At 73.4% G+C, this 23,390-nt stretch carries 27 protein-coding genes; 15 read left to right on the forward strand and 12 right to left on the reverse strand.

Annotation, left to right across the window (positions count from 1 at the left end):
• The first annotated feature begins 29 nt into the window (after positions 1 to 29).
• The gene (locus ACIBBA_RS16415) at positions 30 to 818 is read left to right on the forward strand and encodes a sporulation protein (RefSeq protein ID WP_396697976.1); all 789 of its coding nucleotides are present in this window, start codon (positions 30 to 32) and stop codon (positions 816 to 818) included.
• Positions 819 to 954: 136 nt separating this feature from the next.
• Here ACIBBA_RS16415 and dtd read toward each other — a convergent pair whose 3' ends face one another.
• Both dtd and ACIBBA_RS16425 read right to left on the reverse strand, forming a co-directional pair.
• The gene (dtd, locus tag ACIBBA_RS16420) at positions 955 to 1,377 is read right to left on the reverse strand and encodes a D-aminoacyl-tRNA deacylase (RefSeq protein WP_396698248.1); all 423 of its coding nucleotides are present in this window, start codon (positions 1,375 to 1,377) and stop codon (positions 955 to 957) included.
• A gap of 61 nt (positions 1,378 to 1,438) precedes the next feature.
• Positions 1,439 to 2,923 carry a methyltransferase gene (locus ACIBBA_RS16425; RefSeq protein WP_396697978.1) on the reverse strand — a complete coding sequence of 495 codons (1,485 nt, stop codon included), beginning with the start codon at positions 2,921 to 2,923 and terminating at the stop codon, positions 1,439 to 1,441.
• A 143-nt stretch (positions 2,924 to 3,066) separates the two neighbouring features.
• On the opposite strand from ACIBBA_RS16425, the gene ACIBBA_RS16430 reads away from it, so the two are divergent.
• Positions 3,067 to 3,645 carry an HhH-GPD-type base excision DNA repair protein gene (locus tag ACIBBA_RS16430; RefSeq protein WP_396697980.1) on the forward strand — a complete coding sequence of 193 codons (579 nt, stop codon included), beginning with the start codon at positions 3,067 to 3,069 and terminating at the stop codon, positions 3,643 to 3,645.
• Positions 3,646 to 3,789: 144 nt separating this feature from the next.
• On the opposite strand, the gene ACIBBA_RS16435 is transcribed toward ACIBBA_RS16430, so the two are convergent.
• Entirely contained in the window at positions 3,790 to 4,101 is a 312-nt protein-coding gene (locus ACIBBA_RS16435) for a hypothetical protein (protein WP_350875436.1), read from the reverse strand.
• Positions 4,102 to 4,114: 13 nt separating this feature from the next.
• On the reverse strand, positions 4,115 to 4,402 hold the full coding sequence (locus tag ACIBBA_RS16440) for a hypothetical protein (RefSeq protein ID WP_281576022.1): 288 nt from the start codon (positions 4,400 to 4,402) through the stop codon (positions 4,115 to 4,117).
• 105 nt (positions 4,403 to 4,507) lie between these two features.
• Here ACIBBA_RS16440 and ACIBBA_RS16445 point away from each other — a divergent pair, with 105 nt between their 5' ends.
• Positions 4,508 to 4,864, forward strand: a complete 357-nt coding sequence (locus tag ACIBBA_RS16445) for a DUF3099 domain-containing protein (RefSeq protein WP_396698250.1) — start codon at positions 4,508 to 4,510, stop codon at positions 4,862 to 4,864.
• 11 nt (positions 4,865 to 4,875) lie between these two features.
• On the opposite strand, the gene ACIBBA_RS16450 is transcribed toward ACIBBA_RS16445, so the two are convergent.
• Both ACIBBA_RS16450 and ACIBBA_RS16455 read right to left on the reverse strand, forming a co-directional pair.
• On the reverse strand, positions 4,876 to 5,775 hold the full coding sequence (locus ACIBBA_RS16450) for a carbohydrate kinase family protein (RefSeq protein ID WP_396697982.1): 900 nt from the start codon (positions 5,773 to 5,775) through the stop codon (positions 4,876 to 4,878).
• Positions 5,772 to 6,707, reverse strand: coding sequence for a pseudouridine-5'-phosphate glycosidase (locus ACIBBA_RS16455; RefSeq protein ID WP_396697984.1), 936 nt, complete (start codon positions 6,705 to 6,707; stop codon positions 5,772 to 5,774). Before ACIBBA_RS16455 ends, ACIBBA_RS16450 begins: the two co-directional genes overlap by 4 nt.
• An 88-nt stretch (positions 6,708 to 6,795) precedes the next feature.
• Here ACIBBA_RS16455 and ACIBBA_RS16460 point away from each other — a divergent pair, with 88 nt between their 5' ends.
• From ACIBBA_RS16460 to ACIBBA_RS16470, 3 genes are all read left to right on the forward strand, one after another.
• Positions 6,796 to 7,014, forward strand: coding sequence for a DUF3039 domain-containing protein (locus ACIBBA_RS16460; protein WP_350875132.1), 219 nt, complete (start codon positions 6,796 to 6,798; stop codon positions 7,012 to 7,014).
• A 40-nt stretch (positions 7,015 to 7,054) separates the two neighbouring features.
• Positions 7,055 to 7,711, forward strand: a complete 657-nt coding sequence (locus ACIBBA_RS16465; protein WP_350875134.1) for a trimeric intracellular cation channel family protein — start codon at positions 7,055 to 7,057, stop codon at positions 7,709 to 7,711.
• Positions 7,712 to 7,975: 264 nt separating this feature from the next.
• Positions 7,976 to 9,709, forward strand: coding sequence for a DEAD/DEAH box helicase (locus ACIBBA_RS16470; protein WP_396697986.1), 1,734 nt, complete (start codon positions 7,976 to 7,978; stop codon positions 9,707 to 9,709).
• 198 nt (positions 9,710 to 9,907) lie between these two features.
• Here the strand turns inward: ACIBBA_RS16470 and ACIBBA_RS16475 are convergent, their stop codons facing one another.
• Both ACIBBA_RS16475 and ACIBBA_RS16480 read right to left on the reverse strand, forming a co-directional pair.
• The gene (locus ACIBBA_RS16475; RefSeq protein WP_350875138.1) at positions 9,908 to 10,141 is read right to left on the reverse strand and encodes a hypothetical protein; all 234 of its coding nucleotides are present in this window, start codon (positions 10,139 to 10,141) and stop codon (positions 9,908 to 9,910) included.
• 245 nt (positions 10,142 to 10,386) lie between these two features.
• Positions 10,387 to 11,979, reverse strand: coding sequence for an RNA polymerase sigma factor (locus ACIBBA_RS16480; RefSeq protein ID WP_396697989.1), 1,593 nt, complete (start codon positions 11,977 to 11,979; stop codon positions 10,387 to 10,389).
• A 288-nt stretch (positions 11,980 to 12,267) separates the two neighbouring features.
• Here ACIBBA_RS16480 and ACIBBA_RS16485 point away from each other — a divergent pair, with 288 nt between their 5' ends.
• Complete coding sequence (locus ACIBBA_RS16485) at positions 12,268 to 13,092, forward strand: inositol monophosphatase family protein (RefSeq protein ID WP_396697991.1); 825 nt, start codon at positions 12,268 to 12,270, stop codon at positions 13,090 to 13,092.
• Between the two features lie 97 nt (positions 13,093 to 13,189).
• Here ACIBBA_RS16485 and ACIBBA_RS16490 read toward each other — a convergent pair whose 3' ends face one another.
• The gene (locus tag ACIBBA_RS16490) at positions 13,190 to 13,705 is read right to left on the reverse strand and encodes a LytR C-terminal domain-containing protein (RefSeq protein WP_350875439.1); all 516 of its coding nucleotides are present in this window, start codon (positions 13,703 to 13,705) and stop codon (positions 13,190 to 13,192) included.
• 435 nt (positions 13,706 to 14,140) lie between these two features.
• On the opposite strand from ACIBBA_RS16490, the gene ACIBBA_RS16495 reads away from it, so the two are divergent.
• A complete protein-coding gene (locus tag ACIBBA_RS16495; protein ID WP_007075406.1) occupies positions 14,141 to 14,437 on the forward strand; it encodes a DUF4193 domain-containing protein in 297 nt (98 codons plus the stop codon).
• Between the two features lie 133 nt (positions 14,438 to 14,570).
• Positions 14,571 to 15,368, forward strand: coding sequence for a hypothetical protein (locus ACIBBA_RS16500; protein ID WP_396697993.1), 798 nt, complete (start codon positions 14,571 to 14,573; stop codon positions 15,366 to 15,368).
• Positions 15,369 to 15,445: 77 nt separating this feature from the next.
• On the opposite strand, the gene ACIBBA_RS16505 is transcribed toward ACIBBA_RS16500, so the two are convergent.
• The gene (locus tag ACIBBA_RS16505) at positions 15,446 to 15,940 is read right to left on the reverse strand and encodes a DUF3093 domain-containing protein (protein ID WP_396698252.1); all 495 of its coding nucleotides are present in this window, start codon (positions 15,938 to 15,940) and stop codon (positions 15,446 to 15,448) included.
• A gap of 88 nt (positions 15,941 to 16,028) precedes the next feature.
• Here ACIBBA_RS16505 and dut point away from each other — a divergent pair, with 88 nt between their 5' ends.
• From dut to ACIBBA_RS16525, 4 genes are all read left to right on the forward strand, one after another.
• Positions 16,029 to 16,541 carry a dUTP diphosphatase gene (gene dut / locus ACIBBA_RS16510; protein WP_396697995.1) on the forward strand — a complete coding sequence of 171 codons (513 nt, stop codon included), beginning with the start codon at positions 16,029 to 16,031 and terminating at the stop codon, positions 16,539 to 16,541.
• Between the two features lie 25 nt (positions 16,542 to 16,566).
• Positions 16,567 to 17,244: a DUF3710 domain-containing protein gene (locus tag ACIBBA_RS16515; RefSeq protein ID WP_396697997.1), complete on the forward strand. Its 678-nt coding sequence runs from the start codon at positions 16,567 to 16,569 to the stop codon at positions 17,242 to 17,244.
• A gap of 126 nt (positions 17,245 to 17,370) precedes the next feature.
• Positions 17,371 to 17,751: an OB-fold nucleic acid binding domain-containing protein gene (locus ACIBBA_RS16520; RefSeq protein ID WP_396697999.1), complete on the forward strand. Its 381-nt coding sequence runs from the start codon at positions 17,371 to 17,373 to the stop codon at positions 17,749 to 17,751.
• Positions 17,752 to 17,779: 28 nt separating this feature from the next.
• Positions 17,780 to 18,460: a DUF3159 domain-containing protein gene (locus tag ACIBBA_RS16525; protein WP_396698001.1), complete on the forward strand. Its 681-nt coding sequence runs from the start codon at positions 17,780 to 17,782 to the stop codon at positions 18,458 to 18,460.
• 48 nt (positions 18,461 to 18,508) lie between these two features.
• Here ACIBBA_RS16525 and ACIBBA_RS16530 read toward each other — a convergent pair whose 3' ends face one another.
• Positions 18,509 to 19,198, reverse strand: coding sequence for a potassium channel family protein (locus ACIBBA_RS16530; RefSeq protein WP_396698003.1), 690 nt, complete (start codon positions 19,196 to 19,198; stop codon positions 18,509 to 18,511).
• A 3-nt stretch (positions 19,199 to 19,201) separates the two neighbouring features.
• Entirely contained in the window at positions 19,202 to 19,867 is a 666-nt protein-coding gene (locus ACIBBA_RS16535; protein ID WP_396698005.1) for a potassium channel family protein, read from the reverse strand.
• 158 nt (positions 19,868 to 20,025) lie between these two features.
• Here ACIBBA_RS16535 and ACIBBA_RS16540 point away from each other — a divergent pair, with 158 nt between their 5' ends.
• Both ACIBBA_RS16540 and ACIBBA_RS16545 read left to right on the forward strand, forming a co-directional pair.
• Entirely contained in the window at positions 20,026 to 22,092 is a 2,067-nt protein-coding gene (locus tag ACIBBA_RS16540) for an APC family permease (RefSeq protein ID WP_396698007.1), read from the forward strand.
• Entirely contained in the window at positions 22,085 to 23,362 is a 1,278-nt protein-coding gene (locus ACIBBA_RS16545) for a class I SAM-dependent RNA methyltransferase (protein WP_396698009.1), read from the forward strand. Before ACIBBA_RS16540 ends, ACIBBA_RS16545 begins: the two co-directional genes overlap by 8 nt.
• The last annotated feature ends 28 nt before the right edge of the window (positions 23,363 to 23,390 follow it).

Here is a 23,390-nt window from a genome sequence, read left to right on the forward strand (position 1 = left end):
GCCGACCGGGACAGGCGACGGAGGGTGTTGTGGTCTTCAAGCGGCTCATGCAGGCGATGGGTGTCGGTGGCCCGTCGGTGGAAACCGTGCTGGCCAACCCGAACTGCCGCCCGGGCGGCCAGTTGGAGGGGCGGATCCAGGTGGTGGGCGGCGACCATGAGGTCGACGTCGAGTACGTGGCGCTGGGGTTGATGACCCGGGTCGAGGTCGAGAGCGGTGACAACGACTACAACACCGACCAGGAGTTTCACCGGCAGCGCGTCACCGGCGCGTTCCGGCTGGCGGCCGGGCAGCGCCACGAGATCCCGTTCCGCTTCGACGTGCCGTGGGAGACGCCGGTCACCGAGCTCTACGGGCAGCACCTGCACGGCATGACCATGGGGCTCCGTACCGAGCTGGAGGTGGCCCGGGCGGTGGACAAGAGCGACCTGGACGCCGTCGCGGTGCATCCGCTGCCGGCGCAGGAGCGCCTGCTGGAGGCGTTGCTGCGGCTGGGCTTCCGGTTCGCCCGGGCCGATGTGGAGCGTGGCCACATCTACGGCGTACGGCAGACGCTGCCGTTCTACCAGGAGATCGAGTTCCACCCGCCGGCGCAGTACGCGCGGGCGATCAACCAGCTGGAGGTCACCTTCATCGCCGACCCGCAGCAGATGCAGGTGGTGCTGGAGATGGACAAGCGCGGCGGCCTGCTCACCGAGGGCCGGGACGCCTTCGGCCGGTTCACCGTCGACTACGCCACCCTGGACCGCGCCGACTGGACCGCCCAGCTCGACGGCTGGCTGCGCCAGTCCATCCAACGCCGCGGCCTCTTCTCCTAACTCCCAACCCCCACCCCGCCCCGTGCCCTGGCCTCGGTGATCAAGAGATTCGCGTCAAAATCGGCTACCGATCTGACGCGTTCCTCTTGATCAACAGGGTCCAGCGAGGGGAGGGGAGAGGGTGGGGCGGGGTTGGTCAGAGGTCCAGGAGGAGGGTGCGGGGGCCGATGTTGACGCTCTCGACCAGCATGTGGGCGCGGAAACGGCCGGTCTCCACCTTGGCGCCGCGGGCGCGCAGCGCCTCGACGACCTCGGTCACGAGCGGTTCGGCCACCTCCGCCGGGGCAGCCGCGGTCCAGCTCGGACGCCGGCCCTTGCGGGCGTCGCCGTAGAGGGTGAACTGGCTGACCACCAGGATCGGGGCGCCGGTGTCGGCCGCGGACCGTTCCTCGTCGAGGATGCGCAGCTCGTGTACCTTGCGAGCCATCGTCCGGGCCGTCTCGACGGTGTCCGTGTGGGTCACGCCGAGCAGCACCAGCAGCCCGTCGTCGATCGCGCCGACCACCTCGCCGTCGACCGTGACGCTGGCCCGGCCGACCGTCTGCACCACCGCCCGCATCAGCCCGCCCTCCGTACGCACCTCGACCGGCCGCCGGCCCCGGCGATGGTGCCCGCCGCCATCACCCGGCCACCGGCTCGATGATGCCGCGCTCCACCAGGTGCGCCACGATCGGACCAGCCGCCTCGGCCAACTCGTCGACCGGCACGTCGTGCGCCGCCGCGAGCAGGGCGAGCTGATCGCGCAGCGGCAGCTGACCGTCGGCGCCGCCGACCAGCGCCAGCACCAGCGGGTCGACCTCCTCGGTCCAGCGCAGCCCGCGCGGCATGGCCAGCACCTGCCGGTCCACCGCCCAGCCCTCGTCGCCCATGGTCGCCTCCTGCCGCAGCTGGAGACCCTCGGCGGCCCGGTAGCGCTCGGCGAGCAGTCCTTCGGTGTCGCGTACCCGGAGGAAGTCCTGGCGGTCGAACCACGCGGCGATCTGGTCACCCATCGGCGGCTCCACCCGCTGCCGCAGGTCCTCCACCCGGACCACCGGAGCGGCGTTCCCGCTGCGGCGCAGCGAGACGATGCCGAAGCCGATCGCCTCCACCTTGTGCGCGTCGAACCAGTCCAGCCAGTCGGCCATCCGCCGCGGATCGGCCGTCTCGCCCACGTCGGTCAGCCAGAGGTTCACGTACGCCATCGGGTCGGCCACCTCGCGCTGGATCACCCAGGCGTCCAGGCCGGTGCCGGCGAACCAGCCGGCCACCCGCTCGTCCCACTCCTCGCCGGCGACGTGCACCCAGTTCGCCAGGTACTGCATCGTGCCGCCCTCGGTGAGCAGGTCGGGCGCGGCGGCGGCCAGCTCGGCGCCGATCGCGTCGCCGACCCGGCCGGAGTCGCGGTAGACGTGCGTGGTGGTGCCCGGGCCGACCACGAACGGCGGGTTGCTCACCACCAGGTCGAACCGCCGGCCGGCCACCGGCGCGACCATGTCCCCGCGCAGCAGCTCCCAGTCCTGGCCGTTGAGCGCGGCCGTGGTGGCCGCGAAGCGCAGCGCGCGGTCGGAGACGTCGGTGGCGGTGACCCGCTGCGCGTGCGTGCCCAGGTGCAGGGCCTGCACGCCGGAGCCGGTGCCCAGGTCCAGCGCCGTGTCCACCGGCCGGCGGACGGCGGCGCCGATCAGCGTCTGGGTCGCCCCGCCGATGCCGAGCACGTGCTCGGCGTGCAGCGGCCGCCCCGGGCGGGCGCTGGCCGGGACGTCGGCGAGCACCCACCAGTCGTCGCCGTACGGCTCCAGGTCCACCCCGGCGCGCAGCCCGTCGCCGTGCCGCTCGACCAGCCCGCCGGCGAGCGCCTCCGCCACGTCCAGCGGCGCGAGCGCGGCGGCCACCGTCGCCTCCGCCTCGGTCTGGTCGCAGATGAACACCCGGATCAGCGTGCCGAGCGGGTCGCGCTCCTCGGTGGCCCGCAGCGCGGCCCGGTAGTCGTTGCGGGCCACCCCGCCGGTGCCCTGCGGGCCGAGCCGGTTGGCGATCCCGTTCGAGGTGAAGTCGGCCCGGGTCAGCGCGGTACGCAACGCCTCGACCCCGGCGGGGGAGAGCAGCATGTCGTGTTCGTCCACGTCGTCATCCTGCCCCCCGCGCCGCCCCGGCCCGGCACCACCCGGGAGATCGGGCGCGGCGTCGTGGCTTCACCCGCCGAGCTGGCGCGCCCATGTCGGGGTGGCGGTACGCCTGCGCTCCGGCGACCGGGCAGGATGGGCACATGACGCTCGTGCTGCCCATCGACCCGGAAGCAAACCGGCTGCTGGAGCGCAGCCCGCTCGCCCTGCTGGTGGGCATGGTGCTCGACCAGCAGGTGCCGATGGAGAAGGCGTTCTCCTCGCCGTACGTACTGGCTCAACGGCTCGGCCGTGAGCTGGACGCCCGGGACCTCGCCGAACACGACCCGGAGGAGCTGGTCGCCGTCTTCGCCCAGCCGCCGGCGCTGCACCGGTTTCCCAAGGCGATGGCGGCCCGGGTGCAGGAGGTGTGCCGGGTGCTCGTCGAGCGCTACGACGGCGACGCGTCCCGGCTCTGGGCCGACGTCGCCGACGGGCGGGAGCTGCTCGGTCGGATCGCCGAGCTGCCCGGGTTTGGCAAGCAGAAGGCGCAGATCTTCCTCGCCCTGCTCGGCAAGCGGTTCGACGTCCAGCCGCAGGGCTGGCGCGAGGCGGCCGGCGGGTACGGCGACCCGGGCGCGCACCGTTCGGTGGCCGACGTGACCGACGCCGACTCGCTGCGCCGGGTCCGCGAGTACAAGCAGCAGATGAAGGCGGCGGCCAAGGCGAAGGCGACCGGCTGACGCTACGGTCGGACGCCGGCCGTCAGCTCCCGGCGCACGGCCCGCCGAGCAGGGCGGACGCCGGCCGTCGGCCCTCGCCGCACGACCTGCCGGACAGGGTGGGCGCCGGCCGCCGCAGCGGCCGGCGCACCGGTGCAACGGCGTTCAGGCGGCGGTGGGGTGGGCCAGCGAGGCGATCGCCCGGCGGACGTCGGCGAGCGAGACGGTGGCGGAATCGTCCAGGTCGGCGAGGCCCGCCTCGATCCACTGGCGCATCAGGGTGGTGACGCCGATGCCGCGGGCGTCGGCCACCGCCCGCACCCGTTCGTACGTCTCGAGCGGCAGCCGGACCGACCGGCTCACCATCGGCACGTCGGTGTCGGGGGTCGGCAGCTCAACCGGTGGGCTCTCGTCGATCAGCTCCGCGAGCCGGTCGTCGCCGCTGTGGAACTGCTTGGTCGCGTCGTTACGGTGCATCGTCACCGCCTCCTCATCGGCGAGATCTCCGCACGGCCTCGTCGTAGCGCTTGGACTCGACGTCGCTCAGCTCGCGGGCGGAGAGGATGTCCCAGTCGTTGTCGGTGCCGTCGGCCTCGGCGAGCAGCACCGCCAGCCGGCGGCCCCGCCGGGCGGCGGCGTAGACGACCATCACGTCGTCGCCCAGGTGACGGATGACCCGCCGGGCGCTGTGCAGCGCCTCCCAGACTTCCCCGGGCGTGACGTCGTAGACCTTCAGGTTGGCCAACGCCTCGTCGGTGAAGCTGAACCTGCTGCCCACGCGCGGAGCGTACCACGAACGTAATACGAGCGCTGCCGCGGTCGAATCTCGCTGATCGCGGCGGGGGAGTGACAGGATGGGCGTGTCCCCTCGAGGAGGTCCGTGGTGAAGCGTCAGGCCTACCAGCCGATCCTGATCACCGACGCCTCACGCAGCCAGGACGACCAGCTCACCAGCCGCCAGCGGCGCTACATCCTGATGATGGGCGTCCGGGTGGCCTGTGTGGTGGTCGGTGCGATCCTGGTCGGCGCGCAGGCACCCCTGCTCTGGCTCTGGTTGTCGCTCTGCGCCCTCGGCATGGTGCTCATCCCGTGGCTCGCCGTGCTGCTGGCCAACGACCGGCCGCCGAAGGAGGAGCACCGGCTCGCCAACCGGTTCCACCCCCGGCACCAGGACGACACCCCGCCGATGAGCCTGACCGCCGAGGAGCGGCCGCACAAGGTCATCGACGCCGAGCCCTGACCGGGGCGGCGTCAGGGGGCGGGGCGGGCGCCCACCGTCGAGACGGCGAGCGCACCGAGGTCGCCGGCCCGGGCCAGCGCCGCCCGCGGGTCCGCGCCGCCCAACCAGGCGGTCAGCAGGCCCGCCGCGAAGGCGTCCCCGGCGCCGGTGACGTCGACCACCGCCACCCGGCGGGCCGGCGCCACGCTGACCGTCGCGGCCCGGTCCACCCAGACCGCGCCGGCCGCGCCCCGCTTCACCACCACCCGCCGGGCCGTGGCCGACAGCGCCCGCGCCTGGGCCGCCGGATCCAGCCCACCGGCCAGCACGGTCGCCTCGTCCGCGTTGACCAGGAGCAGGTCGACGTCGCGTACCCAGGCCAGGAACGCCGCCGCGCCGACTCGCCGCAGCGGCGCCGCGGACGCCGCGTCGACGCTGGTGCTCAACCCGCGCTCGCGGGCGGCGGCCAGCGCGCGCAGCCCGGCCCCGCGCGACCCGGCGTCCAACAGGGTGTACGCGGACAGGTGCAGATGCCCGGCGTCGGGCACCGCGGCGAGGGCCTCCTCGACGTGCTCGGCGGTCAGCCGCAGGTTCGCCCCGCGCTGGCTGATCATGCTCCGCTCGTCGTCGCCGGCCAGCACGATCACCGTGCCGGTCACCTCGCCCGCGACGCGCTGCACCGCGCAGTCGACGCCCGCGTCCGCCAGCTCGGCCACCCGGTCGCGGCCGGCGGCGTCGTCGCCCACCGCGCCGACCAGCGTCACCGGCGCGCCCTGCGCGGCGATCCAGGCGGCGGTGTTGGCCGCCTGCCCGCCACCGCTGAACCGAATCTCGGCCGAGGTGTCCGAGCCGGTGGCGAGCGGCCCGGCCAGCACCGCGACCACGTCGGTGAGGATGTCGCCGACGATGACGACCCGTCGCGGACGGGTCATGCCGGGTCGTCGGTGCGGCGCGCGGCGGCGGCCACCGCGATCCGGGCGGCCAGGTCGGCGTTGCGCAGGATGATCCGGACGTTCACCGTCAGGCTGGCGCCCTCGGTGGCGGAGTGGAAGTGCGCGAGCAGGTACGGGGTGACCGCCTTGCCGGTGATCCCGTCACGCTCGAGCCGTGCCAGGCCGTCGGCGAGGGTGCGGTCGTGCAGCGCCGGGTCGAGCTGCTCGTCGGCGGGGAGCGGGTTGGCCACGATCAGCGCGCCGGCGTGCACCCCGTGCTGCGCCCGGGCGGCGAGCACGTCCGCCACCTGCTCGGGCGATTCGATCGACCAGTCCAGGTCGAAGCCGCCGTCGGTCAGGTAGAAGCCCGGAAAGCGTCGGGTGCGGTAGCCCACCACGCCCACCCCGAGCGTCTCCAGCCGTTCCAGCGTGGCGCCCACGTCGAGGATCGACTTCACCCCGGCGCAGACGACCGCTATCGGGGTCCGGGCGAGGGTGGTCAGGTCCGCCGACTCGTCGAAGGTCTGGGACGCCTCCCGGTGCACCCCGCCCAGGCCACCGGTGGCGAAGACACCGATTCCCGCCGCGGCGGCCACCGCGCTGGTCGCCGCCACGGTGGTCGCGCCGTCCGCGCCGGCCGCCGCCGCCACCGCCAGGTCGCGGACGGAGAGCTTGACCACACCGTCGACGGTGGCGAGCCGGGTCAGCTGCGCGTCGTCGAGGCCGACCACCAGCGCGCCGCCGACCATGCCGATGGTGGCCGGGACCGCGCCGGCCGCCCGGACCGTCGCCTCGATCTGCCGGGCCACCCGCAGGTTCTCCGGTCGGGGTAGACCGTGCGAGACGATGGTGCTCTCCAGGGCGACGACGGGTCGCGCGTCGCGCAGGGCCTCGGCCACCTCGGCGCCGTAACGGATGTGAAAGTTGGTCACAACGATCACCGTACGACGCCGTCTCCGGAACGGGTGAAGTGGACCGGACCGCGGCGACCTGCCAGACTTGTCGGTTGGAGGTGCAGACGTGAGTACAGAGGTCCTCGAGCGTCCAGAGCTGAAGGACGCCGACACCGGTCCCGAGATGTTCCACTACGTCCGTAAGGACAAGATCGCCGAGAGTGCCGTGATGGGCACCTTCGTCATCGCGTTGTGCGGCGAGAAGTTCCCGGTGACGAAGGCTGCCAAGCCGGGTTCGCCGGTCTGCCCGAAGTGCAAGGAGATCTACGACTCCTGGGGCGAGTGAACCGGGGCGGCCCTTCCGGCCGCCCACGTAGCCTGCTGCGGTGACCACCTCCACCGCCCTGCTCCTCGCCGACCTGGCCGGTGTCGCGGTCTTCGCCGCCTCCGGCGCCTCCGCCGCGGTGGCCAAACGGCTCGATCTCTTCGGCGTCGTCTTCGTCGGGTTCGTGGCCGCCCTGGGCGGTGGGATCTTCCGCGACCTGGCCGTCGACGAGGTGCCCCCGCTCGCCTTCGCCGACTGGCGCTACGCCACCGCGGCGGTGGCCACCGCCGCCGCGGTCTTCTGGCTGCATCCCCAGCTGGCCCGGCTGCGCACCACCGTGCTGGTGCTGGACGCGGCCGGGCTCGCGCTCTTCACCGTCACCGGCACCCTGAAGGCCCTCGACGCCCGGGTCCCGCCGGTAGGGGCCTGCGTCATCGGCATGCTCACCGCGATCGGCGGCGGGCTGGGCCGGGATCTGCTCACCGGCGAGATTCCGGTGGTGCTGCGCCGCGAGATCTACGCGGTGGCCGCGCTCGCCGGCTCGATCATGGTGGCGGTGCTGCACGGTCTGGGGCTCGCCGGCACGCTGCCGCTCACCGCCGCCGCGGTCCTGGTCTTCGGGCTCCGGGTGGTGGCGCTGCGCCGCCGTTGGGCCGCGCCGGTGGCGACGCTGCGTCCGCCGCGCACCCGGGGGCCCGGCCCCGGTCCGCTCTGGTGAGTGGAGGACCGCTCCGGCGAGGCTGCCGGCGTCCTTCGTGACCGGCTTCGGCCCGCTCGGCCGGCCGGCCGGTTCGGTGCCGTGACGGATGGCACCGAGGCGTCGGATGTGACCAGCGTGGCGTCGCCTGGGCCGAGCGGCGCCCGCTGGTTATGCTGAGTCGGCCTTCGCGGCAGGTTCTTGCGCGGAGGCGTTTTCATGGGCGGCGGTACCCGTGGCCCTCGGCCGGGGTCCGCCTTCGTGCGGTCGGAGAGGAGCCCACGCGTGGCAGCCAGGTTGCCGGAGATCGACACCTTTCCGGCCCTACGCGCCTGGCAACGCAAGGCCTTGGTGGAGTACTTGCGCCGCCGCTCAGAGGACTTCACCGCGGTAGCCACGCCCGGCGCGGGCAAGACGACCTTCGCCCTGCGGATCGCCGCCGAGCTGCTCGCCGACGGCACGGTCGAGGCGGTCACCGTGGTGGCCCCGACCGAGCACCTGAAGGGCCAGTGGGCGCAGGCCGCCGCCCGGGTCGGCATCCAGCTCGACGCCGCCTTCCGCAACGCCGACCTGCACTCCTCGGCCGACTTCCACGGTGCCGTGGTCACCTACGCCCAGGTCGGGATGGCCCCGCAGGTGCACCGGCGGCGCACCATGACGCGGCGCACCCTGGTCATCCTTGACGAGATCCACCACGCCGGCGACTCCCGGTCGTGGGGCGACGGGGTGAAGGCGGCCTTCGAGCCCGCGGTACGCCGGTTGATGCTCACCGGCACCCCGTTCCGCTCCGACGACAACCCGATCCCGTTCGTCAGCTATGAGCGCGGCGGCGACGGACTGCTCCGCTCGCGCGCCGACTCGGTCTACGGCTACGCCGACGCGCTGCGCGACGGGGTGGTCAGGCCGGTGCTCTTCCTCGCGTACTCGGGGGAGACCCGGTGGCGGACCAACGCCGGGGAGGAGTTGGCGGCACGTCTCGGCGAGCCGATGACGCAGGATCTGATCGCCCAGGCCTGGCGTACCGCCCTGGATCCGGCCGGCGACTGGATGCCGCAGGTGTTGCGGGCCGCCGACGCCCGGCTCACCGTGCTGCGCCAGGCCGGCATGAGCGACGCCGGTGGGCTGGTCATCGCCAGCGACCAGCAGACCGCCCGCTCCTACGCGAAGCTGATCGAGCAGTTGACCGGCGAGCGGGCCGCGGTGGTGCTCTCCGACGACGCCGGCGCCTCCGCGCGGATCGCGACGTTCGCGACGTCCGAGCAGCGCTGGCTGGTCGCGGTGCGGATGGTCTCCGAGGGGGTCGACATCCCGCGGCTCGCGGTCGGGGTCTACGCCACCAGCGCCAGCACCCCGCTCTACTTCGCCCAGGCGATCGGCCGGTTCGTCCGGGCCCGCCGCGAGGGGGAGACCGCGTCGGTCTTCCTGCCCAGCGTGCCGCACCTGCTCGGGCTGGCCAGCGAGATGGAGGCCGAGCGCGACCATGTGCTGGGCAAGCCGAAGGACCGCAAGGGCTTCGACGACGACCTGCTGGAGCGGGCCCAGCGCGACGACCAGGCCAGCGGCGAGCTGGAGAAGCGGTTCGCGGCGCTCTCCGCCACCGCCGAGCTGGACCAGGTGATCTTCGACGGTGCGTCGTTCGGCACCGCGGCCCAGGCCGGCACCCCCGAGGAGGAGGAGTACCTGGGCCTGCCCGGTCTGCTCACCGCCGATCAGGTCAGCATGCTGCTGACCAAGCGGCAGGCCGAGCAGCTGGCCAACCAGCGCCGCAAGGCGGCCGTGCGGGCCGCTGAGCCGGCCCCTGCGGCGTCGACGGCGCCGCCGGCACCGATGAGTGCCGCCCAGCGTCGGGTGGCGCTGCGGCGGCAGCTCAACGCGTTGGTGGCCGCCCGGCACCACCGCACCGGCCAGCCGCACGGCAAGATCCACGCCGAGCTGCGCCGGCTCTGCGGCGGCCCGCCCAGCGCCCAGGCCACCATCGAGCAGCTCGAAGAGCGCATCGCCACCGTCCAGACCCTCTGACCCGCCGCGCCGGCTTTCCGCGCCCAGCCGGCCTCTCCGCCGAGCGGGTCGATCATGAGGTTTGCGGCCGTTTCGGCGATCGACTCCGCCGTCAACCTGATGATCACGATGGACCGGCGGGCGAGGTGGACGCAAAAAGCCGGCCGGAGGCACCCCTCGGGTGCCTCCGGCCGGCTATGTCGGGTTAGTTATGGATTCTCAGTTCGCCACCAGATCGGCGCCACGCCAGCTGAACTCCGGGTCCGTCGCGAACCGCACGGTGATCTTCACGAGATCCTCGGCGTACTTGTTCGCGTGGTGCCCACAGAACACCAGCTCGCTCCCACCCGCCAGAGTGATCCGGAGCTTGCCGGCAGCATTGCAGCGGTCGCACCGTTCATCGGCGGCCGGGGGGCTCACCGTCTCGGGCGGCGGCGTGAGGGTCGGGGTCATCGCCTTCCTCCTCTGGTCGTCACCGATGAACAAACTCTTCGGTCGTTGCTCACCTATCGTGCAACATCCTTGTCGCGCCTGGCCTTCCCTGTGTGCCCGCGGGGGACCGAGGTCACACATGGCAGGGACAGTGTGCCGTGCACCAAGGGTGCCACGTCAACGATCACAATCGTGCAACCGGCGGATCACCATCCGGTGTTGCACGCGTGGTGCTCAGAACGACACACCGAGTTGACGTTTCCGGCTCAGTCCAGGTAATCCCGGAGAACCTGGGACCGGGACGGGTGGCGCAGCTTGGACATGGTCTTCGACTCGATCTGCCGGATCCGCTCCCGGGTCACCCCGTAGACCTGACCGATCTCGTCCAACGTGCGCGGCTGGCCGTCGGTGAGGCCGAAGCGCAGGCGCACCACGCCCGCCTCGCGCTCGGAGAGCGTCTGGAGCACCTGCTGGAGCTGATCCTGCAGCAGGGAGAACGAGACCGCGTCGACCGCGACCACGGCCTCCGAGTCCTCGATGAAGTCACCGAGCTGGCTGTCGCCCTCGTCACCGATGGTCTGGTCGAGCGAGATGGGCTCCCGGGCGTACTGCTGGATCTCCAGCACCTTCTCCGGTGTGATGTCCATCTCCTTGGCCAGCTCCTCCGGGGTGGGCTCGCGGCCCAGGTCCTGGAGCAGCTCCCGCTGGATGCGGCCGAGCTTGTTGATCACCTCGACCATGTGCACCGGGATGCGGATGGTGCGGGCCTGGTCGGCCATCGCGCGGGTGATCGCCTGCCGGATCCACCAGGTGGCGTAGGTGGAGAACTTGTAGCCCTTGGTGTAGTCGAACTTCTCGACCGCGCGGATCAGACCGAGGTTGCCCTCCTGGATCAGGTCGAGGAAGGCCATGCCGCGGCCGGTGTAGCGCTTGGCCAGCGAGACCACCAGCCGCAGGTTCGCCTCGAGCAGGTGGTTCTTGGCCCGCTCGCCGTCGCGGGAGATCCACATCAGGTCGCGCTGCATCTCGCGGGTGAGCTTCTCCTCGCCCTCGTCGGCGGCGCGCAGCCGCTCGGCGGCGTAGAGCCCGGCCTCGATCCGCTTGGCCAGCTCGACCTCCTGCTCCGCGTTGAGCAGCGGAACCTTGCCGATCTGCTTGAGGTAGGCCCGGACCGAGTCGGCGGAGGCGGTCAGCTCGGCGTCACGCCGGGCCTGCTTGAGCGCCTCGGACTCCTCGTCGTCCCACTCGAAGTCGTTGTCGGTGGCCGAACTCGCCGCGTCGGCCTCGGCGGCCTTGGTCAGCTCAGCCGGCTCCTCGACCACCACGTCCTCGATCTCGGCGGCCAGCTCCTCCGGGTCGATCTCGCCCTCGGCGCCCTCCGCCCCGGGGGCGGCCTTGCCCGACTTGCCGGCGGTCGCGGCCACGGTCGCCTTGGTGGCGCGGGTCGCCTTCGCCGCCTTGGCCGGCGCCGCCGCCTCGGCGGTGGTGCCGGCGGCCTTGCGCGCGGTCGCCTTGCGCGGGGCGGGCGCGGGGGCCTCGTCGGCGGCGGGCGCCTGCTTCGGGGCGGGCGCGGCGGCCTTCTTGGTGGTCTTGGCGGTGGTGGCCCGGGACGCCGGGGTGGCCGAGCGGGCGGCGGCGACCCGGCGGCGGGTGCTCGCCGAGCCATCCACGACCACGGTCACCCCCGCCTCGGAGAGCGCCCGCAGGATCTTCTTGGCCTGGGCCGGAGTCACCTCGGCGGACTCGACGGTGCGCGCGAGCTGGGCCGACGTGAGCTGGCCGCCGGCGCTCTGCGCGTGGGCGATCAGGGTGTCGGTGAGCGAGCGAACGTCGGCGCCGGTCTGGCGGGGTTCTGTCACGAATGACCTTCCGGAGGCGAAGAGCGAGCACGGCCGGGTCGTCCGGCGCAGCGGGGCCACCGTGCCGAGCGATGTGGTTGAGGAGCCCCCGTGTCCCCGGTCGGCCTGTCGTTCGGCCGCCCGTGGCGCGTGGGCAGGGGTGAATTGTAACGCCGTCTGCGGCGATCATCCTGCGCCGCACGGCGTACTGGGTGCGGGGACCGCCAATTCGACGCAGATGTGGACTTTGTAAGGATGATACTCGCGCGTGAGCGGGAACGCCCCGGTCGTGCGGGAAGGGGACGAAGGATGGACCGTACGACGCCGCCGCCACCCCGCGAGTTGCTGGAGATCGCGATCGAGGTGGCCCGGGACGCCGCCGCGACGGCGCACCGGATGCGGGCCGAGGGCGTCTCGGTGGCCGCCACCAAGAGCACGGTGACCGACGTGGTGACCGCGGCCGACCGGGCGGTCGAGCGGCAGGTGCTGGACGCGCTGCGCCGGGTCCGGCCGACCGACGCGGTGCTTGGCGAGGAGTACGGCGCGGGCGACACCGGGCCGGTCGGCGCCGGCGGCGTGCGCTGGATCGTCGACCCGATCGACGGCACCGTCAACTACCTCTACGGGCTGCCGTACTGCGCAGTGTCGCTCGCCGCCGAGGTGGACGGCGAGGTGGTCGCCGGGGTGGTGCGCAACGTGGCGACCGGCGAGGAGTGGACCGCCACGGCCGGCGGCGGGGCGTGGCGCGACGGCGAGCGGCTGCGTTGCTCCACCGAGACCGACCTGGGCCAGGCGCTGGTCGCCACCGGTTTCGGATACGACCCGAAGCGACGCGCGCACCAGGCCCGGGTGGTCGCCGAGCTGATCCCGCACGTCCGGGACATCCGCCGGCTGGGTGCCGCCGCGCTGGACCTCTGCCTGGCCGCGGAGGGCCGGCTGGACGCCTACTACGAGAAGGGGTTGGCCGCCTGGGACCAGGCCGCCGGGGCGTTGGTGGCCACCGAGGCCGGGCTCCGGGTGGGCGGACTCGACAATCGCCCGGCCGGGCCGGACCTGGTGATCGCCGCCCCGCCGGCGCTCTTCACGCCGCTGCACGACCGGCTCGCCGACCTCGACGCCTCGGGCGGTCCCTGACGACCGCCGGCCGACGTCCACCCTCGCCTGCCGGACCGCCGGCCGAGGCCAGGGCCGCCGACCCGGCCGGACGGTACGCCGCCGGGTCGGCGGCGGGTCACTGGTCCTTGGACACGGGGCAGGTACCGGGCGGCGCCTCGGGCGAGCCGAGGTCGCCGAGGGACTGGTTCACCTCGGTCGTGGTGGCGAGCTGCTGGAAGCTGTTGCCGAGCACCACGTCCACCGTGTCGTCGGTCCGCTTCGGGTCGTACTCCCGGTCGGCGTTGTTGAGGAAGAACGCCCGGAGCAGGTGGGCCGACCCGACGCCCTTCGGGCCGAACCGCAGCACGGCCACGTCGTCGACGCCCTTCGGCGCGTCGCTCACCTTCTTGACCTGGAACTTGCGGTTGCGGAAGTCGTCCGCGACGTTGCCGGCGAGCCCTCGGTTGTCGGTGGCGTTCAGCACATTGATCTTGACGTCCTTGTACTCCCGGAGGGTGACGTCGGCGAGCGGCCAGCCCTCCGGGCAGCCCTTGGCGGTGCCGGCGTTGCCCTGGGTGTCGCGGACCACCGCGACGACCACGAAGACCAGGGCGACAGCCGCCAGCAGGCCGACGACAACGAGCGCCCGCACTCGCGCAAAACTCATCTGGGTGCTCCCCGGACTCCAGGTGGGTGGCGGCGACCGCAGGCAGACGCGCCGCACCCCGGCCGCCGGGTACGCCGCTGAGGTTAACTGTTGTCCGGCCGTCGCGTGGAAACAGCCGGACATGCCGGCGCGCCACCCGGGAACCAGGTACTACTACCCCTATCTTCGTGTCGCCTGAGTCACATTGGGAACAACTTCCCGTGCGGGGGCGTACATCTCTGCGCCGAGGGCGGTATACATGCCTCGCCCAAAGGGGGGGTAAGGTACCGCGCTCGCCGGGGGGTTTACCCCGGAGGCTTCGATCGGGACGGATCTCGGGTCGGGTGACCGACACAACGGGTGGCCGGCCAGCGGAACCGAAACAGCGTCGTCCGGCGTTACAACCGGAAGCGACAACATCGATATGGGAGAGTGAAACCGATGGCCACCGACTACGACGCCCCGCGTCGCGACGAGGTCGACCTCGGCGAGGACAGCCTGGAAGAGCTCAAGGCCCGACGCGTCGACTCACAGTCGGGCGCCGTGGACGTCGATGAGGCCGAAGTGGCCGAGAGCTTCGAGCTGCCCGGAGCCGATCTGGCCGACGAGGAGCTCACGGTCAAGGTGCTGCCGATGCAGCAGGACGAGTTCCGCTGTGCCCGCTGCTTCCTGGTGCACCACCGCAGCCAGTTGGCGGTCGAGCGCAACGGCGAGCTGATCTGCCGCGAGTGCGTCTGACCTTTGTCCAAACCGGCGGCGGCCTCCAGAGCGAGGCCGCCGCTGCCGGCGTCACCGTGCGCCGATCGTGGGGAGCTGCTTGACTCGTAACGGGTAGCCAACGACGGCGTCAGCCACCCGGGAGGTCGAACCGATGAGCGAGCGAGGTGGCGCGCCCGAGCGCGACCCGGCGGAGCTGGGCGCCACCGTGGCGGCCCTGACCGCGGACGACATCGCGCCGGTCCGGCGCCGGCAGCTGCTGGGCCGGCTGGTCGGCCAGGCCCGCGCCCGCGGGCTGGGTGATCTGTTCAAGCCGCGGGCCGCGGTCCGCTGGATGGTCGACACGGTCACCGAGGTCGCGCCGCACGTGCCCGTCCGTGACCTGGCCACGCTGCGCCGGCACTTCGAGGGGCTCGACGACGAGGCGCTGGCCGACCGTCTGGTCCGTAACGCCGCCCGGTCGACCGCCGGGGTGGGCGCGGCCGGCGGCGGGGTCGCCGCGGTGGAGTGGGCGGTCACGCCGACCCTGCTCTCCGCGCCGGTGCTGCTGGCCGCGGAGACGGTCGCCGTGGTGGCGATCGAGCTCAAGCTGATCGGCGAGCTGCACGAGATCTACCGCGTTCCGATGCCCACCGGCCGGGGCCCGCGCGCGGTCGCCCTGGTGCACGCCTGGGCCACTCAGCGCGGAGTGAATCCGATGATGCCGGGCGCCGGCGTCGGCGCGGTCCTCGGCACCGCCGCCCGGCGGGAGCTGCGGGACACCGTGCTGCGCCGCTTCGGGCGCAACCTCACCACGCTGGGGCCCTTCCTCACCGGCGCGGCCGTGGCCAGCTACCTCAACCGACGGGCCACCCGGTCGCTCGGCGACCAGGTCCGCACCGACCTGCGCCGCAAGCGCCCGGCACTGCCCGGCCCGTCGTCAGCCCTGCCCGGGTCGTCCGACCGGCCCTGAACGCCGACCCCGGAGAACGGGCGGGGTACCCGCCGGCGGGCGGCGAGGACCACCTCGGGCTCGGGTGGACGCCGCCGTCAGCGGGCGTCACGGGCGGCGAGGACCGCCTCGGCCAGCTCGACCGGGTGGCGGGTGCTGACCACCCAGAACGGGGTCGGGTCGGCCGGATCGTCCAGCACCACCTGGACCGCGCCGCCGACCCATGGCCGCTGGACCACGAAGGCCAGCGGGTCGGCGCCGACGCCGAGCACCTCCCGGCGGCCGGCGGCGTCGAGCGGAATCACGTCGGCCACGTGCCGCACCGGCAGGTGGGCGTCGTCCACCCACAGCTCGCCGCCCCGGACCGCGACCCGGATCCGGCCCAGCCACCACAGCCCGGCCACGGTGACCGGCAGCAGCACCGCGAACGGCAACCAGGCGCGCACGCCGGGCGCCCCCATCCAGATCTCGGTGGCGAGCAGCCCCGCGGACGCCAACCCGGCCAGCCAGAGCCACCAGGGCAGGCTGAGCCGCTCGGAGTGCTCGGCGGGGGCCGGCACGGACGGTGCCGGGGGTGGCGACGACGGCGACAGGCTCACAGTCCGAGGGTACGGCGGACGGCGGCCCGGGTACCCGGCAGGATGGCAGGGTCACCGCAGATCCGGACGGAAGAGGGGAACCGTGACCGACCTCGTGCCCGTGCCCGTACGGCAGCTCGATCCCGAGCTGCCGCTGCCCGCGTACGCCCATCCCGGCGACGCCGGGGCCGACCTGTTGGCCGCCGTGGACGTCGAGCTGCCCCCCGGCGGGCGCGCTCTGGTGCCGACTGGGTTGGCGATCGCGCTCCCGGAGGGGTACGTGGGCCTGGTCCACCCCCGGTCCGGCCTCGCGGCCAGGCTCGGTGTGACGGTGCTCAACGCGCCCGGTACGGTCGACGCCGGCTACCGGGGGGAGATCCTGGTGAACCTGATCAACCACGATCGGTCCACACCGGCGAAGATCTCCCGTGGCGACCGGATCGCCCAGCTCGTTGTGCAGCGGGTGGCACGGGCGGACTTCCAGCCGGTGGCCGAGCTGCCCCCGTCCCGACGGGGGACCGGCGGGCACGGCTCCACCGGTGGGCACGCCGGGCTGGTGCCGCCGCCGGCGGAACCGCCGCGGGCGGACCGGCGCAGCGAAGAGGTGACAGGGTGAACGCGAACAGCGGAGGGTGGACGCAGTGATCTTCTCCCGAAAGCGGGCCGGCGACGGGCGGCAGAGCCGTGACGAGCGGGCCGCCGAGGTGGTCCTCGACCTCGAGAGCGAGGAGGCCGCCGCCCCGGTGCTCGTCCGTGGTCCGTACGACATCTCGGAGGCCCCGGCCGGCGTGGACCGGCTGGACCTCGGCAGCCTGCACATCCCGGCCGTGCCGGAGGTCGAGGTGCGGGTGCAGGCCGACCAGCAGGGCGTCGTCCAGCAGGTGGTGCTGGTGCACGGGCAGAACGCGCTGCAGCTCGGCGTCTTCGCCGCCCCCCGGTCCGAGGGGATCTGGGACGAGGTGCGCGAGGAGATCCGCCAGTCGCTGCTCAACGACGGCACCGCCGCCCAGGAGGTCGAGGGCGAGTACGGCACCGAGCTGCGGGCCCAGGTGCGGACCGAGGACGGCGTGACCGATCTGCGCTTCGTCGGCATCGACGGCCCGCGCTGGATGGTCCGTGGGGTCTACCAGGGCACGGTGGCGACCGACCCGGCCGCGGCGGGCCCCCTGGCCGAGTGCCTGGACGGGCTGGTGGTGGACCGGGGCAACGAGGCCAAGCCGGTCCGCGAGCCGCTGCCGCTGCGGCTGCCGCGCGACGTCGCCGAGCAGGCCGAGCAGGCCGGGGCCACGCCGGACGGCGCGCAGCCGCGGCAGGTCTGACCGGCGGTCACCGGGCCGTCGGCGTCGACCGGATCGGCGTACGCTGGCGGGACGGTCCCGGCGACGCCGGGACCGGGCCAGCGCCGGCGCGATGCCGGCCAGCGTGGAGAGGGTGACGCGGAGGTCATGACGACCGACGAGAGCCGGGTGTCGCTGCGGCGCTTCCTGCAACGGCTCACCGCGAGCGAGGCCGAGATCGAGGCGCAGGAGCTGCAGCGCGAGAGCACCGAGTCCGGCTGCATGCCGGCCCGGCAGTGCTCCCGGGGTCAGGTGGTCTCGGTCACCGGGCGGCTGCGCACGGTGGTCTACACGCCGCGGACCAACCTGCCCACGCTGGAGGCCGACCTCTACGACGGCAGCGACGTGGTGACGCTGGTCTGGCTGGGCCGGCGGCACATCGCCGGTATCGAGCCCGGCCGGCACCTCACCGCCCGCGGCCGGTGCGCGATGCGCGACGACCGCAAGGTCATCTACAACCCCTACTACGAGCTGGATTCGCCCAAGTGACGGCGCGGGCAGGGCGGACGGACGGCCGATGACCACAGGACAGGACCGGGCCACCCAGCCGGAGACCGGGCCCGACGACGAGCGGCTGCCCACCGTCGCCGAGCAGATGGCCGACCAGCTCGGCGGCTGGCGGGGGCTCGTGGAGTCGAGCATCCCGGTGGTGGTCTTCGTGATCGCCAACATCATCGGCGACCTGCGCCCCGCGGTGATCGCCTCGGTGGCCGTGGCGCTGCTGATCGCCGGGCTGCGGCTGGCCCAGCGCCGCCCGGTCCGGCACGCCGTCAACGGGCTCTTCGGCGTCGCCATCGGCGCCGCGATCGCCTGGCGGACGGGCGACGAGCGCGACTTCTACCTCCCCGGCATCCTCTACGGCATCGGCTACGGGCTGGCCCTGCTGCTCTCCGCCGCCATCCGCCAGCCGCTGGTGGGCTGGATCTGGTCGGTGCTGGTCGCCAAGGGGCGCTCCGAGTGGCGCGACGACCCGCAGCTCGTGCGGACGTTCACCAGGCTGACCGTGCTCTGGGGCGTGGTCTGGCTGGCCAAGGTCGGCGTACAGGCCGGTCTCTACCTCGCCCACCAGGACACCGCGCTCGGTGTGGCCCGGCTGACGCTCGGCTACCCGCCGTACGCGTTGCTGCTGCTGATCACCGTCTGGACGGTGCGCCGGGTGACCCGGGAGCCGCAGCCGGCCCCGCTGCCGGGCAACTGACCCGCCCCGTGCGGGGCTGAGCGCCGCACCGCCGGCGCGGTGCGACGGTCACCGCGACTCGCGGGTGCGCTCCACGCTGTCCGCGCCGAGCACCACCGTGCGGACAGCGTCCTCGACCTCGGCGGTGCAGACGAAGACCAGCTCGTCGCCGGCCTCGATCGGGTCGTCCGGGCTGGGCACCAGGACCCGCTTGCCGCGCAGGATCGCCACCAGCGCGGAGTCGCGGGGCAGCGGCACCGCGCGCAGCGGCTGGCCGACGTAGGGCGCGGTCGGCGGCAGGGTGATCTCGACAAGGTTCGCCTCGCCCTGCCGGAAGGTCATCAGCCGGACCAGGTCGCCGACGGTGACCGCCTCCTCGACCAGGGCGGCCATCACCCGCGGCTTGCTCACCGCGACGTCGACGCCCCACTGCTCGGTGAAGAGCCACTCGTTCTCCGCCCGGTTCACCCGGGCGACCACCCGGGGCACCGCGAACTCGGTCTTGGCCAGCAGCGACACCACGAGGTTGACCTTGTCGTCGCCGGTGGCGGCGACCACCACGTCGCAGCCGGCGAGGTTGGCCTCCTCCAGGCTGGCCAGCTCGCAGGCGTCGGCGAGCACCCACTCGGCGGCGGGCACCCGGTCCGGCCGGAGCATCTTCGGCTGCCGCTCGATCAGCATCACCTGGTGGCCGTTCTCGATCAGCTCCTGGGCGATCGACCGGCCCACGTTGCCGGCGCCGGCGATGGCGATCCGCATGGCTCAGTGCCCCCCTTCCGGCGGCGTCGCCGCCACCGACGTGACCGTCGCCACGATGTCGTCGGTGACCAGCATGAAGACCTGGTCACCCTCCTGCACCAGGCTGGACGCGGTGGGCAGCGTGCCGATGCCGAAGCGGGTCAGGTAGGCCACCCGCGCCCCGGCCGTCTCCTCCAGCGCGCGTACCGACCGGCCGACCCAGTCCTTGTGCAACGGCACCTCGACGATCGACACCGTGCTGGTGGGGTCGCGGAAGATCTCGACGTTCCCCTCGGGCACCAGGTGCCGCAGCATCCGGTCGGCGGTCCACCGGACGGTGGCCACGGTCGGGATGCCGAGCCGCTCGTAGACCTGCGCCCGGCGCTGGTCGTAGATGCGGGCCGCCACCCGGGAGACGCCGAACGTCTCGCGAGCCAGCCGGGCCGAGATGATGTTGGAGTTGTCGCCGCTGGAGACCGCGGCGAACGCGTCGGCCCGCTCGATGCCGGCCTGCTGCAGCACGTCACCGTCGAAACCGGCGCCCGTCACGGTGATCCCGGCGAAGTCCGGGCCGAGCCGGCGGAAGGCGTCGGCGTCGTGGTCGATCACCGCGACCGAGTGCCCGCGGGCCTCCAGGCTGTGCGCGAGGGTCGACCCGACCCGCCCACAACCCATGATCACGACATGCACGCTTCCTCCCAAGCTGCGTACCCGTCCGCGCCGGACCCGTCGAGTGCGAGCCTGCCACGTCCCGGCCGGGAACGGGGACCGACCGTACCGCGCCGGCACGGCGGCCGATGATCGCCCACCCCACCGGCTACGCCGCGGTGGTCGTACCCTTGGCGTTCGTGGCCAGTCCCACCTCGCTGCTGAAGCGACTCCTCCTCGGTCGACCGTTCCGGTCCGACCGGCTGCAGCACACCCTTCTGCCGAAGCGGATCGCGCTGCCCGTCTTCGCCTCCGACGCGCTCTCCAGCGTCGCGTACGCGCCCGACGAGATCCTGCTGACCCTCTCCATCGCCGGTGCCTCGGCGTACGTGTTCTCCCCCTGGATCGCGCTCGCCGTGGTCGTGGTGATGCTCACCGTGGTCGCCAGCTACCGGCAGAACGTGCACGCCTACCCCTCCGGCGGCGGCGACTACGAGGTGGCCACGGTCAACCTGGGCCCGAAGTTCGGCCTCGGGGTCGCCAGCGCCCTGCTGGTCGACTACGTGCTCACGGTGGCGGTGTCGGTCTCCTCCGGGGTGGCCAACCTCGGCTCGGTGGTGCCCTTCGTGGCGACCCACAAGGTCATGATCGCGGTGATCGCGGTGGTCCTGCTGACCTCGGTCAACCTGCGCGGGCTGCGCGAGTCGGGCACCGCGTTCGCCATCCCCACCTACGGCTTCGTGATCGTGATCGTCGGGATGCTCCTCACCGGCCTGGTCCGGGTCTTCGTGCTCGGCGACGAGCTCCGCGCACCCAGCGCCGACCTGGTCATCCAGGCCGAGCACAGCGTGACCGGGTTCGCCCTGGTCTTCCTGCTGCTGCGGACGTTCAGTTCGGGCGCCGCCGCGCTCACCGGGGTCGAGGCGATCTCCAACGGGGTGCCCGCGTTCAAGGCGCCGAAGAGCCGCAACGCGGCCACCACGCTGCTGTTGCTCGGTGTGATCGCGGTGAGCATGCTGGTCGGGATCATCTGGCTGGCCCGGCTGACCCACCTGCAGTTCGTCGAGGACCCGGGCACCCAGATCGTCTCCGGCCCCGCCGGCTACGTGCAGAAGACGGTCACCACCCAGCTCGGCGAGACGGTCTTCGGCTCCGGGTCGATCCTGCTCTACGTGGTCGCCGGGATGACCGCGTTGATCCTCTTCCTCGCCGCGAACACCGCGTTCAACGGCTTCCCGGTGCTCGGCTCGATCCTCGCCCAGGACCGCTACCTGCCCCGGCAGTTGCACACCCGCGGCGACCGGCTGGCGCTCTCCAACGGGATCGTCTTCCTCGCCGTCTTCGCGATCGTGCTCATCGTCGGCTTCCAGGCCGAGGTGACCAAGCTGATCCAGCTCTACATCGTCGGGGTGTTCGTCTCGTTCACCCTCTCCCAGGCCGGGATGATCCGGCACTGGAACCGACACCTGCGTACCGAGCGGGACCCGGAGGCGCGCCGCCGCATCTACCGGTCCCGGGCGATCAACACCTTCGGCATGGTGATGACCGGCGCCGTGCTGGTGATCGTCCTGATCACCAAGTTCCTGCTCGGCGCCTGGATCGCGATCGCCGCGATGGCGCTGATCTACGTGGTGATGCTGGGCATCCGCCAGCACTACGACCGGGTCGCGGCCGAGCTGACCCCGCCGGACGAGGGCCGCGCGGTGCTGCCCGCCCGCAACCACGCCATCGTGCTGGTCAGCAAGCTGCACCAGCCGACCCTGCGGGCCATCGCCTACGCGCGGGCCACCCGGCCGGACACGATCACCGCGGTGACCGTGAACGTGGACGAGAAGGACACCCGGGACCTGCAGGAGGAGTGGGAGCGGCGGGAGCTGCCGGTGCCGCTGACCGTGGTCGACTCGCCGTACCGGGAGATCACCCGGCCGATCCTGGATTTCGTCGCCAACACCCGCCGGGAGTCGCCGCGCGACGTCGTCACCGTCTTCATCCCCGAGTACGTGGTCGGGCGTTGGTGGGAGAACCTCTTGCACAACCAGAGCGCGTTGCGGCTCAAGACCCGGCTGCTCTTCGAGCCGGGGGTGATGGTGACCAGCGTGCCGTGGCAGCTCGCCTCGACCGCGAGGAAGGACCTGGACCGGCTGGACGCCACGCTCTCCCTCGGCCCGGCCCGCGGGCCCCGGGTGGTGCCGCGCAGCGCCCTGCCGCCGGACGTCCCGCCGGTGGTCTCCGCGCCGCCCGGCGAGTCGGGGAGCGGTCGTGACTGAGCCGGTCGCGGGCCCGGGCGGCCCGGAGGCGGGTGGCGCGGGCGACGAGCGCGGGCTGGCCGAGGCGGAGCGGGTCGAGCTGACCGTCGGCCCGGTCGCCCCGGGCGGGCACTGCGTGGCCCGGGTGGACGGGCAGGTGGTCTTCGTCCGGCACGCGCTGCCCGGCGAGCGGGTCGTCGCCGAGGTCACCGAGGTACACCGGGGCTTCGTCCGGGCCGACGCGGTGACCGTGCTGTCGGCCTCCCCGGACCGGGTCGAGGCGCCCTGCCCGTACGCCCGGCCGGGCCGCTGCGGCGGCTGCGACCTGCAGCACGTCGCGCCGGCGGCGCAGCTGGAGTGGAAGGCCGCGGTGGTACGCGAGCAGCTGACCCGGCTGGGCGGGCTGACCGACGCCGAGCTGGACCGGCTCGGCGTCCGGGTCGAGGCGTTGCCGGGCGGGCCGCTGGGCTGGCGCTCCCGGGTCCGCTACGCGGTGGACGCGGCCGACCGGGCCGGCCTGCTCAAGCACCGCTCGCACGAGGTGGTGCCGATCGACCGCTGCCTGATCGCCCACCCGGCGATCCAGCAGCTGCCGGTGCTCAGCCCGAGCGGTGCCCGCTGGCCGGAGGCCGAGGCGGTGGAGACGGTCGCCTCGACCGGCGGCGACGTCTCCGTCGCGGCGGTCGTCGACGGCGTCGCCACCGAGGTCGAGGGGCCGGCCACCGTCCGCGAGGTCGCCGCCGGGCGGGACTGGAAGCTGCCGGCGAGCGCATTCTGGCAGGTCCACCCCGCGGCGGCGGACACCCTGGTAGCTGCGGTGTTGGAGCTGGTGGACCCGCGCCCCGGCGAGTCGGCCTGGGACCTCTACGGCGGGGCCGGGCTCTTCGCCGCGGCGCTGGCCGCCCGGGTCGGCGACACCGGCCGGATCACCCTGGTCGAGGCGGCCGCGCAGGGCGTCGCGGCGGCTCGGGAGAACCTGCGGGACCTGCCTCGGGTCGAGGTGGTCGCGGCCCGGGTGGAGACCGCGCTGGCCCGCCGGCGGATCACCGGACCGGTCGACGTGGTGGTGCTCGACCCGCCGCGTACCGGCGCGGGGGCCCGGGTGGTCCGCGAGCTGGCCGCCGCGCGGCCGCGGGCGATCGGGTACGTGGCCTGCGACCCGGCCGCCTTCGCCCGGGACGTGCGCACCTTCGCCGACCTGGGCTGGCGGCTCGCCGCGCTGCGCGGGTTCGACCTGTTCCCGATGACCCAGCACGTCGAGCTGGTCGGGCTGCTGCTGCCGGCGGACTGAGCGCCGCTGCCGACCCAGCGAGCTGTCG

Source organism: Micromonospora sp. NPDC051006, from assembly GCF_044456245.1.
Taxonomy (GTDB): domain Bacteria; phylum Actinomycetota; class Actinomycetes; order Mycobacteriales; family Micromonosporaceae; genus Micromonospora.

Coding starts and splice junctions, on each gene's coding strand:
- dtd (WP_396698248.1), bottom strand. CDS start 1,377: ATGCGGGCGGTGGTGCAGACGGTCGGCCGGGCCAGCGTCACGGTCGAC.
- ACIBBA_RS16430 (WP_396697980.1), top strand. CDS start 3,067: ATGACGCTCGTGCTGCCCATCGACCCGGAAGCAAACCGGCTGCTGGAG.
- ACIBBA_RS16435 (WP_350875436.1), bottom strand. CDS start 4,101: ATGCACCGTAACGACGCGACCAAGCAGTTCCACAGCGGCGACGACCGG.
- ACIBBA_RS16450 (WP_396697982.1), bottom strand. CDS start 5,775: ATGACCCGTCCGCGACGGGTCGTCATCGTCGGCGACATCCTCACCGAC.
- ACIBBA_RS16475 (WP_350875138.1), bottom strand. CDS start 10,141: ATGACCCCGACCCTCACGCCGCCGCCCGAGACGGTGAGCCCCCCGGCC.
- ACIBBA_RS16485 (WP_396697991.1), top strand. CDS start 12,268: ATGGACCGTACGACGCCGCCGCCACCCCGCGAGTTGCTGGAGATCGCG.
- ACIBBA_RS16495 (WP_007075406.1), top strand. CDS start 14,141: ATGGCCACCGACTACGACGCCCCGCGTCGCGACGAGGTCGACCTCGGC.
- ACIBBA_RS16500 (WP_396697993.1), top strand. CDS start 14,571: ATGAGCGAGCGAGGTGGCGCGCCCGAGCGCGACCCGGCGGAGCTGGGC.
- ACIBBA_RS16520 (WP_396697999.1), top strand. CDS start 17,371: ATGACGACCGACGAGAGCCGGGTGTCGCTGCGGCGCTTCCTGCAACGG.
- ACIBBA_RS16525 (WP_396698001.1), top strand. CDS start 17,780: ATGACCACAGGACAGGACCGGGCCACCCAGCCGGAGACCGGGCCCGAC.
- ACIBBA_RS16530 (WP_396698003.1), bottom strand. CDS start 19,198: ATGCGGATCGCCATCGCCGGCGCCGGCAACGTGGGCCGGTCGATCGCC.